Source organism: Serratia sp. Ag1 (genome assembly GCF_000743355.1).
Lineage (GTDB): Bacteria > Pseudomonadota > Gammaproteobacteria > Enterobacterales > Enterobacteriaceae > Chania.
This window is the reverse complement of record NZ_JQEI01000016.1, coordinates 149,009-171,660: the sequence shown is the minus strand read 5'-3', so window position 1 is coordinate 171,660 and position 22,652 is coordinate 149,009. Positions and strand designations below refer to the sequence as shown.

The following is a 22,652-nucleotide window of genomic DNA, read 5'->3' as shown; positions in this document are numbered from 1 at the left end:
TGCCCGCTACGCGGACTCCTTCGCCGTACACCCTTTACAGGGATATTGATAACAATAGATTAGACATTATTGTCGGTGAGATGAGCACGGGTGTTGAGGCCATTGAAGGCGCCGAACGGAGACACCGCGCATAGGCGAACGCGCCACGGACGGCGCGTTCAGGCGAGACAGTCAGGGACGACTGTCGTAGCCGGCCGTGATGCGCGGTGTCGGAGTGAGGGAAGTGGGCGCAGCCCACCGCCTGATATGGCAAGGGCCGGGGTGTTGGGGGCTGGCTCTTGAGCCCCCAACTCGGTCGTGTTCACCCGCGTTACTGAGTAAACACAAAAGGTATAACGACCGAAATAAACACCCATCCCACAATAAACCTCAAAATGTGAACAAGAGACAACTCCACGGGAGGAAGCACCATCTCAATCTGTCGTCCGCAAAGCAGAGGCGCATACATTCAGGCTGTCTCAATCAAGCTCATTCTCTTTTAGAAACTCCGCCCCACCCAACTGCTGCATCTGACGCAGGATCCACTGCTTGCGCTGAATCACGTATCCTGAAGGGGCTTTCACCTTAAACCTATGAGGATTCGGCAAAACCGCCGCCAGCAAGGCAGCTTCAGATGCCGTCAACCGCTTGGCCGGTTTGTTGAAAAAACGCTGAGCGGCGGCTTCCACCCCAAAAATACCCTCGCCGAATTCGACAATATTGAGGTACACCGTCAAAATACGGCGTTTGGTCCATACCAGTTCAACGCCCGCCGTCAGCCCGGCCTCAAGCCCTTTGCGCACCCAACTGCGGCCATCCCACAGAAACAGGTTTTTCACCATCTGCTGAGACAGCGTAGAAGCACCACGAATCCGCGTCGGACGCCGCTCATTGTGGCTAAGCGCTTTCTGGATGGCCGCCACGTCAAAACCCCAATGATCGGGGAATTTCTGATCCTCTGCGGCCATCACCGCCAGCACCATATTCGGCGAGATCTCATCCATCGGCACCCAGTCAGAATGAGCCACATAGCTGAAATCACCGCTCAACCAGGCACTGATTTGCCGCTCCACCATCACGGCAGAAAAAGGCACCGGCAGGAAAGCAAACAGGATCATTCCCGCCAGCCAGAACCCCACCACTGCCAACAATGCGCGTTTAAGCCAATACCACAACCGGGGAATCACCAGCTTAGCCGCAAATCTGCTCATTCAGCTAAATCCAACACCCGTGACACCAGCTTATCAATTCCGCGCGCCGCCTCACCGATCGACTGAGCCAACATGTAGGCCGGTGTCGTGACCACTTTGTGCTCAATATCGACCACAATATCATCCACCGGGCAAATCACCGGCTCTCCTCCCATGGCGTCAATCACCTCACCGAGATCGGGATCGTTACCAATGGTCAGCCGGATTTGCTGGCCCAGAATCTTGGGTAACAGGGTGGGTGCGATACACATAAAACCAATTGGTTTATGCGCCTTATGCATTTTTTGCGTAATCGCAGCAAAATCGGTATTAACGATGCATTCGGCCCCCTCCTCAGCAAAGCTGCTAAGATTCTTCGCCACACCAAATCCACCGGGTACGATCAGAGCGTCCAACTGGCTGGCATCGGCCTGGGAAAGAGGCAGAATTTTCCCACGTGCAATGCGCGCCGATTCGATTAAAACGTTACGTCTTTCGGGTAAGGTGTCACCAGATAAGTGATTAATAACATGCAGTTGTTCTTCGTCTGGTGCAAAGCATACCGCCTGAGCACCAGCACGATCCAATGCCAGTAATGTCAACACCGCTTCATGGATCTCCGCACCGTCATAAACACCACAGCCACTCAGTACTACGCCTACCTGTTTCATCGATATTCTCCCAATCAGGACGACCAATGGATGAGTACCCAAAGCCAACAAACAATAACTACATCACACATTTTAATGAATCTTCTAACAAGAGCGCTTACATTTGCTATGTTGTTCGCTGTATGATGTATACGAATTTTCCTCAACCTGCTTTACCTGAACATTGAAAACCAATACGCAGGTTCACGATTTCCCTGGTGTTGGCGCAATATTCGCGCACCCCGGCCTAGGTCGGGGTCATTTTTTTTCAACGTTCTCCACCCAGGCACGCAGCATTGCCACATCGTTACGCCATTCCAGTTTGAGTTCATCCACCCAATCCTGCACGTTATCCCACCATGCCGGTAAGGTCGGAGTCTGAATCTGCTGCGCCAGTTGCTGCAGATGCTTCAGCCCGACGGAACCCGCTGCGCCCTTAATCTTGTGGCCTTCTTCGGTGATCCCTTTCTGGTCACGTGCGGTCATATTAGAATCCAGCAGCGCCAGATAACCCGGCATCACCTGTTCGAACATATCCAGGCTCTGATAAATCAACTGTGGCCCCACCAGTTCCATGTACTGCTCCAGCATTGCGGTATCCAGCAAGGATTCATTAATCTGCATCGCCTTTTGCTCCGTTTTTTTTGTGGTATGTGAGGGTTGAAGATCCCAGTAATGTTTGATCATCTGGGTCAAAGCCGGTACCGACAAAGGTTTACTCAACACATCGTCCATGCCCGCATCAAGATACTCTTTCTTGTCTTTCAATACATTAGCCGTCAAAGCAATCAACGGCGGCAACGCCTGCCCGCTATAACGGCTGCGCAGCTCACGAGCGATATCCAGCCCGGTCATATCCGGCAACTGAATGTCCAGCAGCACCAGGTCGAACTCGTCCGGGTCAAACATCGCCAGCGCATCATAGCCGTTCATTGCCACTTCCACACTGTTACCCAGTTTCTCCAGTACCGAACGGGCAACGATCACGTTCAGTTCAATATCTTCCACCAGCAGAATGTGCAGTGCCGGCAATGGCAACTCTTCTTCTTGCTCGGCCTGGTTCACCACCTCTTGCACCGCCGGGGCCGAGATAGTCAACGTGAAGCAAGAACCGTGCCCCTGTACGCTTTGCACGGTAATATCACCACCCATGCTTTGCGCCAACCGCTTGGAAACCGCCAGACCAATACCCGTTCCGGTCGCAGGCCGCCCACCGTTCTGGTCTTTCACCTGGTAATACATGGCGAAGATCTTATCCTGCTCATCCTGCGGAATACCCAGGCCGGAATCTTCCACTTCGAAAGTCATTCGCTCATGATCTTCATGCCGCACTCGCACCACAATCCGGCCCTGAGGAGTGAATTTCACCGCATTGCCGATCAGGTTCCACAGGATCTGGCGCAGACGCGTGCCATCGGTGATGACTTTCTGCGGCAAGGGGAGCTGCGGTTCCATCACAAACTGCAACCCTTTGGGCTGCGCCAGCAGGCCAGCGAGGTTTTCCAGGTCGGCCAGAAAGCCGGTGAAATCGATCGGCTGGTTGTCCAACTGCACTTTGCGCCGCTCGAGTTTATCCATCTCTATGATGTCATTGAAAATATTGCCTAGGGTAATGGCACTGACGTGAATGGTTTTCAGATAATTGAGTTGTTCGTCATTAAGTTCGGTATCGAGCAGGATGCGGCTCAGGCCAACAATGCCATTAAGCGGCGTACGCAGCTCGTGGCTGATCGTTGAGATAAAGGTGGTCTTATCCCTGCTGGCATTCTCTAACGCGTCCTGGTAGCGTTTACGCTCGGTTATATCGCGGCCAAACCCCATCAGCCCGTGTCGTTTGCCCACGCGATCGTAAAACGGCACTTTGCGCAACTCAAAACAGGCTTTACGCCCATCCGGGTACACCAGCCACTGTTCGTAAGTGAGCGAAACGTTATGGCGGAACACTTTTTCATCAGTTTCGATGACTTTCTCGGCGACATCCGGGCTATACACATCAAACGGCGTCAGGCCGATCAGCTGCTTTTCGCTCTTGCCGGTCAGCAGTTCCATCGCCCGGTTACAACCAGAGAACTCTTTGTCTTCGTTCCGGTAGTAAACCAAATCGGGTGAAGCGTCGAGAAAAGAGCGTAACAGCACGGATTGCTGGCCAAGCTCCACCTGCGCCCGCTCACGCTGTTCCATTTCTTCGGTCAGCTTATCCATTACCTGCTGGCGGCCTTCTTCCGCCTTGATGCGCTCGGCAATTTCCTGATTAAGCTGGGTAATGTTCTCTTTCATCTGCTGGTTCAGGGCGAGATCGCGGTTGCGCATCTCTTCGAGCTTATCCACCAGCCGTGCCAGGCGCTGGCGTGACTCTTCCAGTTGCTCGACCACCACCGAAAGGAAGTAAACCGCCCAGGGTGTGATCAACAGGCCAAAGAAGATCGAGCGCACCACATCAATGCGCTCTACCTGACCACTCAGCAGCATGGTGACCGCCATCTGCACCACCATCGCCAGCAGCACCAGCGCAGAAGCCAGCAACAGCGAAAAGCGCACCAGACCAAGCTTTACCATCAAATCAACGTAGTACTGGGCTAACACCCGGAGTTGCTTCATGAGCCATTCCCATCAAACATAATCAGTTAAATCATACCGTAAACTTTTCCCCTGCGTCTGGGAGTGATGTCGAGCTAATGGAAAATAACGGCATTTGTCACGCTGCCAGCACAGTGTTTCCGCAGCGAAGATGCGTCAGTCAAACCTCTAACACTTAATAACTAATCAATTGTTATTAAAAGAGTTATTTGTGATTCACCCCACTGTTTACCCTCTTGAGATTGACCGTTCATTAATATATGAATGAAATACCGTGTGCGGAGCCCCTCCGTTCAAACACGGATACCGAAGCCTTAGGACTATTTTCTCTCGCTGCTGTCACCACCAGAAGGCGGTTCTTACCCGAGCGGGCATGCCATGGACAGCTACTTGACCGCCATTCTGCTGGCCCAGATCGTGCCAGAACAACGGGTAGCCTGCAGTTATAACGCTGCCTGATACCTCTGCTCCGCCCCCAACTGGCTGCCCTGGCCACCATGGCATTGCAGGTAACTCCCCACCGCCTGCATGCCATTCCAGCGGTTTTCGCACCATAATGGTGCCAGCAGCGTTGGCCGACGCGCACTAGCGGAAATACGGTGATAGACAATCTCTTTCGGCGTATGGCGGATCATTTCACCAGCGCTGGCGGCGTAATCATCCAACGCCAGCACCGGCAAACGGCCCGCCTGCCAGGCTCGCGCCATAATGCTGCCTGTGACGATATGCAATGGGTGCAGCTTGATACCGTCTATCCCGCTGTCCACCACCGCTTGCAAGGTTGCCAGATGATCGGCCTGAGTTTCCCCCGGCAGGCCAACGATCAGATGGCTACAGACCTTCAGGCCGCGTTCACGCGCCCGCCGTGCGGTCTGCTGATAACAGGAGAAATTATGGCCACGGTTGATACGTCTCAGCGTTTTATCGTGCGCCGTTTGCAGCCCTAGTTCCAACCAGACTTCAAACCCCTGTTCACAATAATCTGCCAGCAGATCAAGCGCAGCATCGGGTACACAGTCCGGTCGAGTCCCCACGCAAATCCCGACCATTTCTGCCTGCAACAGTGCCTGCTGATACATCTTGGCCAGCAGTTCCACTTCTGCATAAGTACTGGTATAGGCCTGAAAGTAGGCCAGATAACGTTTAGCCCGGTTGACCTTGCGCGCCTGCACGGCCAGTTGTTCGGCAATGCTCTGCTGCTGCATCTGCTCGTCGGCAAATGAGGCGACATTGCAGAAAGTGCAGCCGCCACGGCCAAGCGTACCGTCGCGATTCGGGCAGCTAAAACCGCCATGCAGCGTGAGTTTGTGGATCTTCTCACCATAGCGGCGCTGAAGATCGCTGCCAAACATATTGACTAATTGCGGCAACTGCATAATCTTGGAGTTTCTCTGTGTTCAAAGCCCGTGATGCTAATCTAAAGGTGGCTTTTCCTGCGATGACAGAGATCAACGCTTTTCTCCCAAAGGCTACCCTAGGCATAACTATTCATTATTACTGCAAATAAAATCATCCCTACTACGATGAATTTTTCTAATCTGCACAGCGTTATTAGCCTTTTTGTTACAAAGCAATGAAAAACAGTCATAACCAACAATAAATATTATTTTTATGGCATAAAAATCTAAAATTAACATTCTCACCAGCATGGTGCAGAGATCCAAGCCTTGCACTACAGTGAGACAGCTCACACTTTCCTAGTCCTGCCTTTGCCCCATCACAATGAAATAAACGTCTAAAAAAGCTTATTTTTCAAAAAAATAAACGCATTTTATCCACCCTAAAACCTTCTTAGGCCCATATTTGACCTGCGTATTCTTTCTCGTATAAGTTGGAAGTCCGCTGGAAGCTTTCTGGACGGGCAAACGTCTCGTCATATTTATGCAGTATTTTAAGACTCCCTCTTAAAACAAGTCATTTACCACTTGTGAAAACCGTCACGAGAGGCCATTGATGGAGGGCGGAAAAGCAGTTCGGCACACTTCAGCGCGCCGTTCGGACTTCCGCCTGAAACCAGGAAGCCCCTTGTGGGTGGTTGTGAGAGTCACGCAGAGCCTGGGGAGGTTCACTGATATGTTGTACGACAAATCCCAAGAAAGGGACAACTGTGGTTTCGGCCTGATCGCCCACATAGAAGGCGAACCTAGCCACAAGGTAGTGCGCACCGCCATTCACGCACTGGCCCGCATGCAACACCGTGGTGCAATCCTTGCTGACGGCAAGACTGGCGACGGCTGTGGCCTGTTATTGCAAAAGCCCGATCGCTTTTTCCGCATGGTGGCGGAAGAGCGCGGCTGGCGTTTAGCCAAAAACTATGCGGTTGGCATGATGTTCCTCAGTACCGACGAAGAGGAAGCCCGCGCCAGCCGCCGCATTGTGGAAGAAGAACTGCAGAACGAAACACTGTCGATTGTCGGCTGGCGTGAAGTTCCCACCAACCCGGATGTGCTGGGTGAAATCGCCCTCTCCTCCCTGCCGCGTATTGAACAGATTTTCGTCAACGCCCCTGCAGGCTGGCGTCCGCGCGATATGGAACGCCGCCTGTTTGTGGCACGCCGCCGTATCGAGAAGCGCGTCCAGGATGACAGCTTCTATGTGTGCAGTTTCTCCAACCTGGTGACGATCTACAAAGGCCTGTGTATGCCTGCGGATCTGCCACGTTTCTATCTGGATCTGGCGGATCTGCGTTTGGAATCCGCCATCTGCCTGTTCCATCAGCGCTTCTCCACCAATACCGTGCCGCGCTGGCCATTGGCGCAACCGTTTCGTTATCTGGCGCACAACGGTGAGATCAACACCATCACCGGTAACCGCCAGTGGGCACGCGCCCGTACCTATAAATTCCAGACGCCGCTGATCCCGGATTTACAAACTGCCGCGCCTTTCGTTAACGAAACCGGTTCCGACTCCAGTTCATTGGATAACATGCTGGAGCTGCTGCTGGCGGGCGGGATGGATCTGATCCGCGCCATGCGCCTGCTGGTGCCACCAGCCTGGCAGAACAACCCGGATATGGACACCGATCTGCGCGCCTTCTTCGACTTCAACTCGATGCACATGGAGCCGTGGGACGGCCCGGCAGGTATCGTGATGTCTGATGGCCGCTATGCCGCCTGTAACCTGGACCGTAACGGCCTGCGCCCGGCGCGCTACGTGATCACCAAAGACAAGTTGATTACCTGCGCTTCTGAAGTGGGCATCTGGGATTATCAGCCGGATGAAGTGGTAGAAAAAGGCCGCGTTGGGCCGGGTGAGCTGATGGTGATCGATACCCGCAGCGGCAAGATCCTGCACTCCGCCGAAACCGATGACGATCTGAAAAGCCGCCATCCCTATCAGGAGTGGATGGAGAAAAACGTTAAGCGTCTGGTGCCGTTTGAAGAGTTGCCGGACGATCAGGTGGGTAAACGTGAACTGGATGACGCCACGCTCGAAACCTACCAGAAACAGTTCGGCTACAGCAGCGAAGAACTGGATCAGGTGATCCGCGTGCTGGGTGAAATCGGCCAGGAAGCGACCGGTTCGATGGGGGACGACACACCGTTTGCCGTGCTCTCCAGCCGCCCACGGATCATTTATGACTATTTCCGTCAGCAGTTTGCGCAGGTGACCAACCCGCCGATCGATCCGCTGCGTGAAGCGCACGTAATGTCATTGGCCACCAGCATTGGCCGTGAAATGAACGTGTTCTGCGAAGCCGAAGGCCAGGCACATCGCCTGAGCTTTAAATCACCGATCCTGCTGTACTCGGATTTCAAACAGCTCACCACGCTGGAAGGCGAATATTATCGCGCCGATACGCTGGATCTGACCTTCGAGCCCGCCGAGCAGGATCTGGAGCAGAAGGTTCGCGCCCTGTGCGACGAAGCGGAGCGTAAAGTCCGTGACGGTGCGGTGCTGCTGGTGTTGTCCGATCGCGCCATCAGCAGCCAGCGCCTGCCGGTTCCGGCCCCGATGGCCGTGGGGGCGATCCAGAGCCGTCTGGTGGAAAAAAACCTGCGCTGCGACGCCAACATCATCGTTGAAACCGCCAGCGCGCGCGATCCGCACCACTTTGCCGTGCTGCTGGGCTTTGGTGCCACCGCCATCTATCCGTATCTGGCCTACGAAACGCTGGCCAAACTGGTGGACAGCCAGGCGATCGACAAGAAATACCGCGAAGTGATGCTGAACTACCGCAACGGTATCAATAAAGGGCTGTACAAGATCATGTCCAAAATGGGCATTTCGACCATCGCCTCTTACCGTTGTTCGAAACTGTTTGAAGCCGTCGGCCTGCACCGTGATCTGTCCAATTTGTGCTTCCAGGGCGTGGTCAGCCGCATCGGCGGTGCCAGCTTCAGCGACTTCCAACAGGATCTGCAAAATCTGAATAAGCGTGCGTGGCTGAAACGCAAACCGCTGGAACAGGGCGGGCTGCTGAAGTTTGTCCACGGTGGCGAATATCATGCCTACAACCCGGACGTGGTGAACTCGCTGCAGAAAGCGGTACACAGCGGTGAATACAGCGATTACCAGGCTTATGCCAAGCTGGTAAACGAGCGCCCAGTCGCCACGCTGCGCGATCTGCTGGCGATCAAACCGCAGGGGACGCCGATCCCGGTCGATCAGGTTGAACCGGCGGAGTCACTGTTCAAACGCTTCGATACCGCAGCCATGTCCATCGGGGCGCTGAGCCCTGAAGCGCATGAGTCGCTGGCGATCGCCATGAACAGCCTCGGCGGTTTCTCCAACTCCGGCGAAGGCGGTGAAGATCCGGTACGTTATGGCACCCACAAAGTGTCCCGTATCAAGCAGGTAGCCTCTGGCCGTTTCGGTGTGACGCCTGCTTATCTGGTGAATGCCGATGTGATCCAGATTAAGGTTGCCCAAGGGGCCAAGCCAGGCGAAGGGGGTCAGTTGCCGGGGGATAAAGTCACGCCATATATCGCCAAGCTGCGTTATTCAGTGCCGGGTGTGACTCTGATTTCCCCACCGCCGCACCACGATATTTATTCGATCGAAGATTTGGCCCAACTGATCTTTGACCTGAAACAGGTGAATCCGCAGGCGATGATTTCGGTGAAGCTGGTTTCCGAGCCGGGTGTAGGCACCATTGCTACCGGCGTGGCGAAAGCCTATGCCGACCTGATCACCATTGCCGGTTATGATGGCGGCACCGGTGCCAGCCCGCTGTCCTCGGTGAAATACGCCGGGTGCCCGTGGGAGCTGGGCCTGGTGGAAACCCAGCAGGCGCTGGTGGCCAACGGCCTGCGCCACAAAATCCGCCTGCAGGTGGATGGTGGCCTGAAAACCGGCGTCGATATTGTTAAAGCCGCCATCTTGGGGGCAGAAAGCTTCGGTTTCGGTACTGGCCCAATGGTGGCGCTGGGTTGTAAATACCTGCGTATCTGCCATCTCAATAACTGTGCTACCGGTGTTGCTACCCAAGACGAAAAGCTGCGCCGCGATCACTACCACGGTCTGCCGGAGCGCGTGGTCAACTACTTCCAGTTTATCGCGCGCGAAACCCGCGAGATCATGGCAGAGCTGGGCGTCGGCCAGTTGGTCGATCTGATTGGCCGTACCGAGTTCCTGACCGAGCTGGATGGGATCTCTGCCAAGCAGAACAAGCTGGATCTGTCGCCGTTGCTGAAAACCGCCACGCCACATGCGGGTAAAGCGCTGCATTGTACTGAAAGCAGCAACCCGCCGTTCGATCAGGGCTTGCTGAATAAGCATCTGCTGGCGCAGGCGCTGCCTCATGTGGAAGCGAAGCAAAGCAAAACGTTCTACTTCGATATCCGCAACACCGATCGTTCCGTCGGTGCCACCTTGTCGGGGGCGATTGCGAACCTGCACGGCGACCAAGGTATGGCTGCCGATCCAATCAAGGCGCACTTCTCCGGCACCGCTGGCCAGAGCTTCGGCGTCTGGAATGCGGGTGGGGTTGAGCTGACCTTAACCGGTGATGCCAACGACTACGTGGGTAAAGGCATGGCCGGTGGCCGCATTGCCGTGCGCCCGCCAGTGGGCTCAGCCTTCCGCAGCCATGAAGCCAGCATCGTCGGTAACACCTGCCTGTATGGTGCAACCGGTGGCAAGCTGTTCGCTGCTGGCCGCGCAGGTGAGCGTTTCGCGGTGCGTAACTCCGGGGCCATCACCGTGGTCGAAGGGATTGGCGATAACGGTTGTGAATACATGACCGGCGGTATCGTCTGTGTGCTGGGCAAAACCGGTATCAACTTTGGTGCAGGCATGACCGGTGGGTTCGCTTATGTGCTGGATGAAGACGGCGAGTTCCGTAAGCGCGTCAACCCAGAGCTGGTGGAAGTGCTAGACGTCGACCAACTGGCGATCCATGAAGAACACTTGCGCGGTCTGATTACCGAGCACGTGCAGGCCACCGGTTCGTCGCGTGCCGAAGAGATCCTGGCTAACTGGCCGGAATGGGCACCTAAGTTTGCTCTGGTTAAGCCGAAGTCCAGCGATGTCAAAGCGTTGTTGGGTCACCGTAGTCGAAGCGCCGCCGAGCTGCGGGTTCAGGCACAGTAAGAGGTCATGCAATGAGTCAGAATGTTTATCAATTTATCGACCTGCAGCGTGTTGATCCGCCAAAGAAACCGCTGAAGATCCGTAAAATTGAGTTTGTCGAGATTTACGAGCCGTTTTCGGAAACCCAGGCGAAAGCGCAGGCCGATCGCTGCCTGTCTTGCGGCAACCCATATTGCGAATGGAAATGCCCGGTGCATAACTACATTCCCAACTGGCTGAAGCTGGCGAACGAAGGCCGTATTATGGAAGCTGCCGACCTGGCGCACCAGACCAACAGCCTGCCGGAAGTCTGTGGCCGCGTTTGCCCGCAAGATCGCCTGTGTGAAGGTTCCTGCACCCTGAATGACGAGTTCGGGGCGGTCACCATCGGCAATATCGAGCGCTATATCAATGATAAAGCCATCGAGATGGGCTGGAAACCGGATATGTCGCACGTGCAGCCCACCGGTAAGCGCGTGGCGGTGATCGGCGCTGGCCCGGCGGGTTTAGCCTGCGCCGATGTGCTGACCCGTAACGGGGTAAAAGCGGTGGTTTTCGATCGCCATCCCGAGATCGGCGGCCTGCTGACCTTCGGTATTCCGGCCTTCAAGCTGGAAAAAGAGGTGATGATCAAACGCCGTGAGATCTTCAGCGAGATGGGCATCGAGTTCCAGCTCAATACCGAAATCGGTAAAGATATCACCATGGAGACGCTGTTAAGCGAATACGATGCGGTGTTCCTTGGTGTGGGTACTTATCAGTCGATGCGCGGCGGGTTGGCGAACGAAGAAGCACCGGGCGTCTATGATGCCCTGCCATTCCTGATTGCCAATACCAAGCAACTGATGGGCTATGAAGCGGCGCAGCACGAACCTTATATCAGCATGGAAGGTAAACGCGTGGTGGTGCTTGGCGGCGGTGATACCGCGATGGACTGCGTGCGCAGCGCCATCCGCCAAGGTGCGACTCAGGTCACCTGTGCCTACCGCCGTGACGAAGCCAACATGCCGGGTTCTAAACGCGAAGTGAAGAATGCGCGTGAGGAAGGGGTAGAGTTCAAATTCAATCTGCAACCACTGAGCATTGAACTGAACGGCGCGGGCCGTGTGGCAGGCGTGAAGATGGTGCGTACTCAGTTGGGTGCCCCGGATGCTAATGGCCGTCAGGTTGCCGAGCAGGTCGCAGGCTCTGAGCACGTACTTGATGCCGATGCGGTGGTGATGGCGTTCGGTTTCCGCCCACACCAAATGGACTGGTTGGCAGCGCATGATGTGCAGCTCGACAAACAGGGCCGGATTGTGGCTTCGGAAGATATCGATAACGCTTTCCAGACCAGCAACCCGAAAATCTTCGCCGGTGGCGATGCAGTGCGCGGTTCCGATCTGGTAGTGACCGCGATTGCCGAAGGGCGTAAAGCCGCAGAAGGCATCATGAGCTATCTGGAAGTGTAATTAACCCCTCTGCGTGATCCCAAGGGGCCAGCATGCTGGCCCTTTATTTTTTGCTGAGCGCCCAAGCTCTGGGCAACAAAAAAGGCACAGCATGCTGTACCTTTTTATCCTGCCGGTTACTGATTACTTCACGACGCGCAACGCCGGGCGGCCACCGCGTGGCGGCTGCGGCGGTTCATCCTCTGGGTCATGCTCCTGACGATCGCCGTCAATCACTGACATCAGATTCTCTGAAGCACTGGTTTGGTTATCCAGATCTTCGAAAGCCCCTTCTTCATAGGCGGCTTCAGGCTCGAACATGGTCCCAGCGCCGTTTTCACGTGCGTAAATCGCCAGCACCGCAGCCATTGGCACCAGTACCTGACGTGGCACACCGCCAAAACGGGCGTTGAAACTCACGTCTTTATCCCCCAACTGCAGGTTACCCACGGCGCGCGGCGCGATGTTCAGCACAATCTGGCCATCGCGGGCAAACTCCATTGGCACCTGGACATCAGGGCGCATCACGTCCACCACCAGATGCGGGGTGAGCTGGTTATCCAACAGCCAGTCATAGAATGCCCGCAGCAGATAAGGGCGGCGCGGGGTCATCTGAGACGTATCCATAACGCTTAGCCCCGAGTCTGCAGGCGCATTTCGCGCTCGGCTTCGGTCAGGGAGGCCAGAAATGCATCACGCTCGAACACGCGGGTCATGTAGCCTTTCAGCTCTTTGGAACCGGCACCACTCAATTCAATACCCAGTTGTGGCAAACGCCACAGCAACGGTGCCAGGTAGCAATCCACCAAGCTGAACTCTTCGCTCATGAAATACGGCGCTTGGCCGAAGATCGGGGCGATCGCCAGCAGTTCTTCGCGCAGTTGACGACGTGCCGATTCTGCTTCCTGGCCGTTGTTCTGCTCGATTTTGTACATCAGCGAGTACCAGTTTTTCTCGATACGCAGCATCATCAGGCGGCTTTCGCCACGAGCAACCGGGTAAACCGGCATCAACGGTGGGTGTGGAAAACGTTCATCCAAGTATTCCATGATAATACGGGATTCGTACAGCGTCAGTTCGCGATCGACCAGCGTAGGTACCGTTTGGTAAGGATTGAGGTCAATCAGATCCTGTGGCAGGTTATCCGGTTCAACCTGCTCGATCTCGACGCTGACACCTTTCTCCGCCAGTACGATGCGTACTTGATGGCTAAAGATGTCGGTCGGGCCAGAAAACAGCGTCATTACCGAACGTTTGTTGGCAGCGACAGCCATGAAAACCTCCAAGTTTTATCTAGAAAATACTGCGAATAGCCAACTTCCCTTCATCCTTCAAATTGTCAGACAACTTGAAATCAACTGGGCCTCTCAGGCTGCTATCCTGAATAATCTTGACCGCAAGCCAGCAGCTTGCAGATCAACCTTGGGTCGAGAAAACAGGTCTCGGAGGTAGACTGACAGCAACTGCACAGCGAACAGGCGCAAAAGTGGGTGGTAGTCTACCAGATTTTGACTGTTTTGTGGGGACTATGCGGCGATTTCATGTTGAATTGTCAAGCAGGCCGCAGATTTTCATGAAGTTTCAAGGTATTTCAGGCATAAAAAAACCCGGTGAGGCACCGGGTTTTTCGCGTATATCGTACTGCCGAAGCAGCAGGAATTAACGCTTGGAGAACTGCGGACGACGACGTGCTTTACGCAGACCGACTTTCTTACGTTCAACCTGACGAGCATCACGAGTAACGAAGCCTGCTTTACGCAGTTCGCCACGCAGAGTCTCATCATATTCCATCAGTGCACGGGTGATACCGTGACGGATAGCACCAGCTTGACCAGAGATACCACCACCTTTAACGGTGATGTACAGGTCAAATTTACCAACCATGTCGATCAGTTCCAGCGGCTGACGAACTACCATGCGGGCAGTTTCGCGACCGAAGTACTGTTCCAGGCTGCGCTGGTTAATAATGATATTACCGTTGCCCGGCTTGATAAAGACGCGAGCGGCGGAGCTTTTGCGGCGACCAGTGCCGTAGTATTGATTTTCAGCCATTGCCTATAATCCCGATTAGATGTCAAGAACTTGCGGTTGCTGTGCCGCGTGATTGTGCTCAGTGCCCGCGTAAACTTTCAGCTTACGGAACATTGCACGACCCAGCGGGCCCTTCGGCAGCATGCCTTTAACCGCGATTTCAATCACACGCTCAGGACGGCGGGCAATCATCTCTTCAAAGGTCGCTTCTTTGATACCACCGATGTGGCCGGTGTGGTGGTAGTACATCTTGTCATTACGCTTGTTGCCGGTTACAGCAACTTTTTCTGCGTTCAGAACGATGATGTAGTCACCGGTATCAACGTGCGGAGTATATTCCGCTTTATGCTTGCCGCGCAGACGACGAGCCAGTTCAGTAGCAAGACGGCCTAAAGTTTTACCGTCTGCATCAACAACGTACCAGTCGCGTTTTACGGTTTCTGGTTTAGCTGTAAAAGTTTTCATTAAAAGCTTACCCAATAATTAGTTACACGTTGGTGAACACCCAAACGCTCGAAAACAGTTGAGGCTCACACGACCATCAAGTCCAGCAAACCTACCCCTTCGAATAGCCATTGCCGGCACTATAAAGTTTTTGGGAAAAAAAACTTTGTTGTAACGTGGGGTCGCAGGATTATAGAGAAGTCGCCCACAAAGATCGAACAGTTTTTGGGGCGAACAGCGATTTATGGCAAATGAGGCAGTTTCAGATACTCTTCACTCTGCATCTCCTGCAACCTTGACAAACAGCGCTGGAATTCAAACTTCAGCCGCTCGCCCTGATAAATCTCAAACATGGAGACTTCTGCGGTTATCACCAGTTTGACGTGGCGCTCATAGAATTCATCCACCAGGGCCAAAAAGCGGCGTGCGGTATTCTCTTTCAGCGGCCCCATGACACGCACGTTGTGCAACATCACGCTGTGATACAGACGCGACAGCGCAATATAGTCCAACTGGCTGCGTGCCTCCTCGCACAGCGTGTGGAAATCCACCGCCAGCACCCCTTCCACCGCACGGATCGTCGGTAATGGCCGATGATTGATTTGCAATACCGGCGCGTCTTCCCCCTCTCTGCCCGCCAGCTTCAGAAAGATCTGCTCTATTGTGCTCTGGGTTTGTACAGTGAGCGGTGTCAGATAGAGATGAGCCTGTGTCAGCGTGCGCAGGCGATAATCAATACCCGCATCGACATTCATCACATCACAATATTCCTTGATCAGTGCAATGGCTGGCAGGAACCGCGCCCGCTGCAGGCCATTGTGATAGAGGTGATCCGGCAGAATGTTGGACGTGGCGACTAAAGTAATCCCACGTGCAAACAGCGCCTGCAGCAGCGTTGCCAACAGCATGGCGTCGGTGATATCCGAAACAAAAAACTCATCAAAACACAGCACATCTGTCTGTGCCTTAAAACCATCGGCCACGATCTCCAGCGGATTTTCATGCCCCTGTAATTCTGTCAGTTCTTCGTGTACCCGCAGCATAAAACGGTGGAAATGCAGCCGTAGTTTGCGTTCACCCGGCAAACTGTGGAAAAACAGGTCCATCAGCCAGGTCTTGCCACGGCCGACCCCGCCCCACATATACAATCCCTGCACCGGGCGCTGGCTTGGTGTTGTGTTGCTTTTGCCCCACAATCGGCTGAGCTTGCCGCGTAATCCCCCCGCTGTTGCCCCCTGAGCAGGTGCCTGCAACAACGCCTGATAGATCTGATCCAACTGCGCAACAGCCTGACGCTGAACCGCATCGGCCTGATATTCCCCCGCATCCAGCGCCTGCTGGTAGCGTGATAACGGTGACTGTGCCTGCATTTATTCGAAGATCCCTAAGAACTCTGAGAATTTATTTAGCAAATTTTCGCGGCGTTTCGCTGCTGCTTCGCACCCAGTTCGCCACATTTACCTGCGCTACGGCCAGAGAAAAACCCTGCAAGCATTCGGTAATGGCTTATCAGGATTCCACTCTGACAAGGTTAACGGTTATAGTGGACATTATTAAGTGAAAAATCCCTACGGAACAACGAAGTCAAAATAGGAGTCATCATGACCTGGGAGTATGCGCTAATAGGTTTGGCCGTCGGTATCGTGATTGGTGCGGTGGCGATGCGTTTTGGTAACAGTAAATTGCGTCAGCAACAAGCCTTGCAAAACGAGTTGGATAAAAGCAAAACCGACCTTGAGGAATACCGCCAAGAGCTGGTTGGACACTTTGCCCGCAGTGCCGAACTGTTGGATAACATGGCTCGTGACTATCGCCAGCTCTACCAGCATATGGCGAAAAGCTCCAATAACCTGCTGCCGGATCTGCCGCTCCAAGACAACCCGTTCCGCTATCGTTTGACCGAAGTGGAGGCCGATAACGATCAGGCCCCAGTCGAAATGCCGCGTGACTACTCCGAAGGGGCATCCGGCCTGTTGCGTGGCACCACCCCACGCCGCGATTAATTTCTCTTATGCAAACCCGTGAGGCATCCCACGGGTTTGCTGATTTTTTCCACGCCTGATCCCCCGCATCTGAGCTATCCTAGCTACTGACGATGAAGTGAACTTTTCACGCAAATTCACAGTCTTACATGGGTATCGTTCTTGCTTTATCACCATAATTTCACCGGCAGGTATTAAGAGAGTTCTTATCAATGAAGAAAAAATCATTAATTCTTAGTGCGTTAGCAATAAGCATCAGCCTGACGCTCACTTCTGTTCCGGTAGCCAACGCAGTCATGCCCGTTGCCGTTCAAGGGCAACCATTGCCAAGCCTGGCACCTATGCTGGAAAAAGTCCTGCCCGCCGTGGTGAGCGTGCGTGTGGAAGGCACTCAGGTACAACGCCAACAATTACCCGAGCAGTTTAAGTTCTTCTTCGGCCCGAACATGCCTTCACAGAAGGAAAGCTCACGTCCTTTTGAAGGGTTGGGCTCCGGTGTGATTATTGATGCGGAAAAAGGCTATATCCTGACCAATAACCACGTCATCAATAATGCCGACAAAATCAGCATTCAGTTAAATGATGGCCGCGAATACGAAGCCAAACTGCTGGGCCGCGACGAGCAGTCTGACATTGCCCTGCTGCAGGTCAGCGGTGCCAAAAACCTGACTGCGGTAAAAATGGCCGATTCTGACCAACTGCGCGTGGGTGATTTTGCCGTCGCGGTCGGTAACCCGTTTGGCCTCGGCCAGACGGCCACCTCAGGCATTATCTCCGCCTTGGGCCGCAGCGGCCTGAGCCTGGAAGGGTTGGAAAACTTCATCCAGACCGATGCCTCCATCAACCGTGGCAACTCCGGCGGTGCGCTGGTTAACCTCAATGGTGAACTGATCGGCGTCAACACGGCAATTCTGGCCCCGGGCGGGGGTAATATCGGTATCGGTTTTGCCATCCCGAGCAATATGGCGCAGAGCCTGAGCAAACAACTGATTGAGTTTGGCGAAGTCAAACGCGGCCTGCTGGGCATCAAGGGCAGCGAAATGACCGCCGATATGGGGAAAGCCTTTAATACCGATGTGCAACGCGGTGCTTTCGTCAGTGAAGTGCTACCAAAATCTGCCGCCGCCAAAGCGGGCATCAAAGCCGGTGACATTCTGGTTTCTATTGAAGGTAAGCCGATCGGCAGTTTCGCTGAACTGCGTGCCAAAGTCGGTACTACCGCACCAGGCACTACCATCAAGGTGGGACTGCTGCGTGAAGGCAAGCCGATGGAGGTTTCAGTCACCCTGGAAAACAGCGAAAGCGCCTCTACCAACGCCGAGACGCTCTCTCCTTCACTGCAAGGTGCTTCTCTCAGCAACGGTGCTCTGCCAAGCGGTGAGAAAGGGGTGAAAATTGAGAACGTCGAAAAAGGCACTCCGGCGGCCCAGATTGGCCTGCAGAAAGGGGATGTGATCATCGGCATCAATCGGGTACGGATCGAAGACATCACGGCGTTACGCAAACTGCTCGAAACCAAACCCGCCGTTACGGCGCTGAGCATTATGCGCGGTAATGAAAATATTTATCTGTTAATGCGTTAATTTGCTGCAAAACCGGGTGTGGTAACTTATTGCCCCAAATAGTTGGAGTTGTCTGCGACTTCAAATAATAAGGGTATACTGCACCCGGTTAACTCATGCTATCCTCCATTTATCCTTCATTTTGCATGTTAAAACTCCATGTTTGCTAAGCTTTTGCGTTCCGTCATTATTGGTTTGATTGTCGCCGGCCTGCTGTTGGTTGCCTTGCCCGTGCTGCGCTCCTCCAATAATATTTTCGCAAGCAAACCGGATAACAGCAGTAACGAAGCCCCCGCCAGTTACAACATCGGCGTACGCCGCGCAGCACCTGCGGTGGTGAATATCTATAACCGCAATATCAGTGGCACCACCAACGTACTCTCACTAGGCTCTGGTGTGATCATGAACGATCGCGGCTATATCATTACCAATCGCCATGTGATCAAAGATGCTCAGTTGATCACCGTGGTGCTGCAGGATGGCCGACGTTATGAAGCACTGCTGGTAGGTTCCGACAGCCTGACCGATTTAGCCGTGCTGAAAATCGATCCCGGTAATTTGCCGGTGATCCCCATTAATAACCAACGCCCGGCGCATATTGGCGATGTGGTGTTGGCAATCGGCAACCCCTACAACCTGGGGCAGACCGTGACGCAAGGAATTATCAGCGCCACTGGCCGTATCAGCCTGAGCACGACCGGGCGACAAACCTTTCTGCAAACCGATGCCTCCATCAACCGTGGTAACTCCGGCGGTGCATTGGTTAACTCATTGGGTGAACTGATGGGCATCAATACGCTCACCTATGACAAAGTGACCGATGGGGAAACACCCGAAGGTTTGGGGTTCGCCATCCCCACCGCACTGGCAACCAAGATTATGGACAAACTGATCCGTGATGGCCGTGTGATCCGTGGCTATTTCGGCATTCAGGGGAAAGAGATTATCCCTGTACGCACTTCCAACACCGGTATTGATCGCCTGCAAGGCATTATCGTGACAGAAATATCGCCTAATGGGCCAGCGGCCAGCGCGGGTTTTCACATCAACGACATCATTATCAACGTGGATAACAAACCGGCAGTAGCCGTACTGGAAACCATGGATCAGGTGGCGGAAATTCGCCCAGGTACGGAAATTCCGGTCGTGGTCTTGCGTGAAGGTAAACGCCTGACGTTAAAGATGACGGTGGGTGAATTCCCGGAAGATAATAGCTAAAAAGCCCGGTTTCCCGGGCTCAGACTGCTGACAAAGCCTGTTATTAGGGGGAGCGTGCCGAAGGGGTCGTAGCGGCGTAAGCCGCCGGAGCGCCCCTCGGTGCGCTAGACCCGGGTATCTCGGGTTAAAAAGCCACTTTGTCATCAACCTCAGCCCGGTTTCCCGGGCTCTGATGACTACGGCAAACCACATCTGGCTTATGCTTCTTTCACTCGCTCGATATTAGCACCCAGCGCCCGCAGTTTATGTTCGATGCCTTCGTAACCGCGATCGATATGATAGATACGGTCAACCATCGTCACGCCTTCGGCAATACAGCCCGCCAGCACCAGGCAGGCGGAAGCGCGTAGATCCGTTGCCATCACCTGCGCACCGGAAAGCTGCTCGACACCGTGGCAAATCACGGTATTACTCTCGATCTCCGCATGCGCGCCCATACGAATCAGCTCAGGAACGTGCATGAAACGGTTTTCAAAGATGGTTTCGGTGATCACACCCGTGCCTTCTGCCACCAGATTGAGCAGGCTGAACTGCGCCTGCATATCGGTAGGGAAGCCAGGGTGTGGCGCAGTCCGCACGGTCACCGCTTTCGGGCGTTTGCCATGCATATCCAGGCTGATCCAGTCGGTTCCCACTTCAATATCGGCTCCGGCTTCACGCAACTTGGCTAACACCGCATCCAGCGTATCCGGGCGCGTATTGCGGCACAGGACTTTACCGCCGGAAACCGCCGCCGCCACCAGGAAAGTGCCGGTTTCGATACGGTCTGGCAGCACACGATAAACACCACCGCCTAAACGCTCGACGCCTTCAATAGTGATGCGGTCGGTGCCTGCTCCGCTGATTTTGGCGCCCAGCGTGTTGAGGAAATTGGCGGTATCGACAATTTCCGGCTCACGTGCTGCGTTCTCAATGGTGGTGATACCGGTCGCCAAGGTTGCCGCACTCATGATGGTCACGGTCGCGCCTACGCTGACCTTATCCATTACGATATTCGCGCCTTTCAAACGCCCGTCTACAGAGGCTTTAACGTAGCCCTCTTCCAGTTTGATTTCCGCACCCAGTTGTTCCAGGCCGGTAATGTGCAGATCCACCGGGCGGGCACCGATGGCACAACCGCCAGGCAGCGACACCTGGCCACGGCCAAAACGCGCGACCAATGGCCCCAAGGCCCAGATAGATGCACGCATGGTTTTCACCAGTTCGTATGGGGCACAGAACTCGTTCACCGCGCTGGCATCCACAAACACCGAACCATTACGCTCGATCTTGGTGCCCAACTGGCTGAGCAATTTAATGGTGGTATCAATGTCCTTCAGCTTCGGGACATTTTGCAGCTCGACGGGTTCTTCGGCTAACAATGCGGCAAACAGGATCGGCAGGGCGGCATTTTTCGCCCCGGAAATGGTCACTTCACCGCTGAGGCGGCTCGGACCCTGCACACGAAATTTATCCATTTAACTATATTCTCTGTTATTTGTTCTGAGCTGCCTGCCTGACAAGGCAAACAGCCTTAAAGTCCGTTGAGCTTGCGGTCTCGCTGCCACTCTTCTGGTGTGAATGCTTTGATCGACAGCGCATGAATGCGGTTATCCGCGATATATTCCATCAGCGGTGCATAGACTGTCTGCTGTTTTTTGACACGGCTCAGGGAAGCGAACAGTTCACCTACCGCGATCACCTGAAAGTGGCTACCATCACCGGTAACATGGACTTCATCCAGTGCCAACTCTCGCATCAGCACGTCTTTAATTTCGCTATTTTCCATAGTATCCAGTTCTGTATTAAAAGGATCATTCTCAGCCTCGTATCTTAGTGGAATCCGACGGTTTCTTAAACTAAAGAAAAAGCCGATCTCAAAATGAACGGCCCCGAAGGGCTGAGGCCCAGTATGGGCCGAGTAACGCAGCCAACACCCAAGCAACTTGAAGTATGAAGGGTATACATCAGGAAATCTTGATAATCACGGGTAATAGCTAGAGGGAAAGATTGCAAAATGGCGCGGAACTGCTAAGAGTAATTTAATACTCTGCCGATATACTGCTTATCTCATGCGTAAAAACATTGTTTTTCTCTGTTTTATTCTTGCTGGCTTGGGGCTGTACAGTCCAGAGAGCCAGGCAGTCAATTGCCAGCGTGCTTCCACGCCGTTAGAAAATACCATTTGTCATAATAGCGTCCTCCAATGGTTAGATCGCACCATGATGGAGATTTATCTGCTGATGCTGACCGAAGGGGATCCGCTAAAAGTCCGCCAGACATATCTCAATTGGCGTGAGTCGCTACGTGAATGCACGTCGGATAACTGCATTGAACAGGCTTATTACAAAGGCATCAGCCAAATCGTTGATGCCGATCTGGCCTTCAACTGGCAGGGGCTGTGGTGGAACATCGAAGCCCCCAATATGAGCGGCAACACCATCCGCTTTAGCCGCGCAGCCCATTGGAGTGTGGCAGTGGATATTCGTGCCTGGGCAGGGATGAATAATGATGAATTCACCGCTGAAGCGCGGATTATCAATGGGGTGGCTTTTGTTGAAAGGATTGAAGATACCAATAGTTGTAAACTGCTGATGATCCCCAGAAAAAATGGCTCTCTACAGGTATTTAGCAATGCCGATTGGGGGTGCAATATTTCCTTGCCTATTGGGGTATTCCTGGATGGGCGCTACCAGCAGGCCAAAAGCGATCCGCGCCCTCCCCCCAGCCTGCTGTCGATCGGTATCTTCCCAACCAAAGAAATTGATCGGAAATTCAGAAACATGGTGGGGGATGATTATCAGAACTTTGTCAACACGGCTAACGTGTTCATCTACGAAGACGATCTCGACAATATTGGTGCCCAGGTGATTTCCATGTGGGTGCGCGGGGCGGCCAACCGGCGGGTAGCGATCATCATGCATCGGCCCGATGGTACGATGTGGGCCGGGCGCATTGCTCCCGATAACAGCGGCAAGTTGCAGATGCACTATTTCAGTTCACAAGGCGATGATCAGAGCCAGATGCCACGCACGCTGGTGAACTGGCGCGTGCGCTATCTGGGCCATTAGCGTGAAGCCGGGTTGCCAGCACGGCA

The 22,652-nt window shown here is 54.0% G+C and carries 17 protein-coding genes; 6 read left to right on the top strand and 11 right to left on the bottom strand.

Translation table 11 applies throughout. The features are described from left to right. Positions 1-458: 458 nt before the first annotated feature. From mtgA to IV04_RS10910, 4 genes are all read right to left on the bottom strand, one after another. Entirely contained in the window at positions 459-1,190 is a 732-nt protein-coding gene (mtgA, locus tag IV04_RS10925) for a monofunctional biosynthetic peptidoglycan transglycosylase (RefSeq protein ID WP_037397707.1), read from the bottom strand. Next, positions 1,187-1,840 carry an isoprenoid biosynthesis glyoxalase ElbB gene (gene elbB, locus IV04_RS10920; protein ID WP_037397704.1) on the bottom strand — a complete coding sequence of 218 codons (654 nt, stop codon included), beginning with the start codon at positions 1,838-1,840 and terminating at the stop codon, positions 1,187-1,189. Before elbB ends, mtgA begins: the two co-directional genes overlap by 4 nt. A gap of 237 nt (positions 1,841-2,077) precedes the next feature. Beyond that, on the bottom strand, positions 2,078-4,417 hold the full coding sequence (gene arcB, locus IV04_RS10915; protein ID WP_037397701.1) for an aerobic respiration two-component sensor histidine kinase ArcB: 2,340 nt from the start codon (positions 4,415-4,417) through the stop codon (positions 2,078-2,080). Between the two features lie 422 nt (positions 4,418-4,839). Then, on the bottom strand, positions 4,840-5,772 hold the full coding sequence (locus IV04_RS10910; protein ID WP_037397698.1) for a TIGR01212 family radical SAM protein: 933 nt from the start codon (positions 5,770-5,772) through the stop codon (positions 4,840-4,842). Positions 5,773-6,469: 697 nt separating this feature from the next. On the opposite strand from IV04_RS10910, the gene gltB reads away from it, so the two are divergent. Continuing rightward, positions 6,470-10,930, top strand: a complete 4,461-nt coding sequence (gltB, locus tag IV04_RS10905; RefSeq protein ID WP_037397695.1) for a glutamate synthase large subunit — start codon at positions 6,470-6,472, stop codon at positions 10,928-10,930. An 11-nt stretch (positions 10,931-10,941) separates the two neighbouring features. Then, on the top strand, positions 10,942-12,360 hold the full coding sequence (locus IV04_RS10900) for a glutamate synthase small subunit (RefSeq protein ID WP_037397691.1): 1,419 nt from the start codon (positions 10,942-10,944) through the stop codon (positions 12,358-12,360). A 123-nt stretch (positions 12,361-12,483) separates the two neighbouring features. Here the strand turns inward: IV04_RS10900 and sspB are convergent, their stop codons facing one another. The 5 genes from sspB to zapE form a co-directional block, all read right to left on the bottom strand. Then, complete coding sequence (gene sspB, locus IV04_RS10895) at positions 12,484-12,966, bottom strand: ClpXP protease specificity-enhancing factor (protein WP_037397688.1); 483 nt, start codon at positions 12,964-12,966, stop codon at positions 12,484-12,486. A gap of 5 nt (positions 12,967-12,971) precedes the next feature. Then, positions 12,972-13,613 carry a stringent starvation protein SspA gene (gene sspA, locus IV04_RS10890; RefSeq protein WP_037397685.1) on the bottom strand — a complete coding sequence of 214 codons (642 nt, stop codon included), beginning with the start codon at positions 13,611-13,613 and terminating at the stop codon, positions 12,972-12,974. 385 nt (positions 13,614-13,998) lie between these two features. Next, on the bottom strand, positions 13,999-14,391 hold the full coding sequence (gene rpsI / locus IV04_RS10885) for a 30S ribosomal protein S9 (protein WP_037397682.1): 393 nt from the start codon (positions 14,389-14,391) through the stop codon (positions 13,999-14,001). A 15-nt stretch (positions 14,392-14,406) separates the two neighbouring features. After that, the gene (gene rplM / locus IV04_RS10880) at positions 14,407-14,835 is read right to left on the bottom strand and encodes a 50S ribosomal protein L13 (RefSeq protein ID WP_004958166.1); all 429 of its coding nucleotides are present in this window, start codon (positions 14,833-14,835) and stop codon (positions 14,407-14,409) included. A gap of 221 nt (positions 14,836-15,056) precedes the next feature. Further along, positions 15,057-16,184 (bottom strand): cell division protein ZapE, encoded by a 1,128-nt coding sequence (gene zapE, locus IV04_RS10875; RefSeq protein WP_037397675.1) that lies wholly within the window; start codon positions 16,182-16,184, stop codon positions 15,057-15,059. A gap of 231 nt (positions 16,185-16,415) precedes the next feature. On the opposite strand from zapE, the gene zapG reads away from it, so the two are divergent. The 3 genes from zapG (at position 16,416) to degS (ending at position 19,576) form a co-directional block, all read left to right on the top strand. After that, positions 16,416-16,817: a Z-ring associated protein ZapG gene (gene zapG, locus IV04_RS10870; RefSeq protein WP_037397672.1), complete on the top strand. Its 402-nt coding sequence runs from the start codon at positions 16,416-16,418 to the stop codon at positions 16,815-16,817. Between the two features lie 191 nt (positions 16,818-17,008). Next, on the top strand, positions 17,009-18,379 hold the full coding sequence (degQ, locus tag IV04_RS10865; RefSeq protein WP_037397669.1) for a serine endoprotease DegQ: 1,371 nt from the start codon (positions 17,009-17,011) through the stop codon (positions 18,377-18,379). 138 nt (positions 18,380-18,517) lie between these two features. Beyond that, positions 18,518-19,576, top strand: a complete 1,059-nt coding sequence (gene degS, locus IV04_RS10860; RefSeq protein ID WP_037397666.1) for an outer membrane-stress sensor serine endopeptidase DegS — start codon at positions 18,518-18,520, stop codon at positions 19,574-19,576. A gap of 197 nt (positions 19,577-19,773) precedes the next feature. On the opposite strand, the gene murA is transcribed toward degS, so the two are convergent. Next, the gene (gene murA / locus IV04_RS10855; RefSeq protein ID WP_037397663.1) at positions 19,774-21,033 is read right to left on the bottom strand and encodes a UDP-N-acetylglucosamine 1-carboxyvinyltransferase; all 1,260 of its coding nucleotides are present in this window, start codon (positions 21,031-21,033) and stop codon (positions 19,774-19,776) included. Between the two features lie 56 nt (positions 21,034-21,089). Further along, positions 21,090-21,344, bottom strand: coding sequence for a BolA family iron metabolism protein IbaG (ibaG, locus tag IV04_RS10850; protein WP_037397660.1), 255 nt, complete (start codon positions 21,342-21,344; stop codon positions 21,090-21,092). Positions 21,345-21,627: 283 nt separating this feature from the next. On the opposite strand from ibaG, the gene IV04_RS10845 reads away from it, so the two are divergent. Next, a complete protein-coding gene (locus tag IV04_RS10845; RefSeq protein ID WP_037397657.1) occupies positions 21,628-22,626 on the top strand; it encodes a lysozyme inhibitor LprI family protein in 999 nt (332 codons plus the stop codon). Positions 22,627-22,652: the final 26 nt, after the last annotated feature.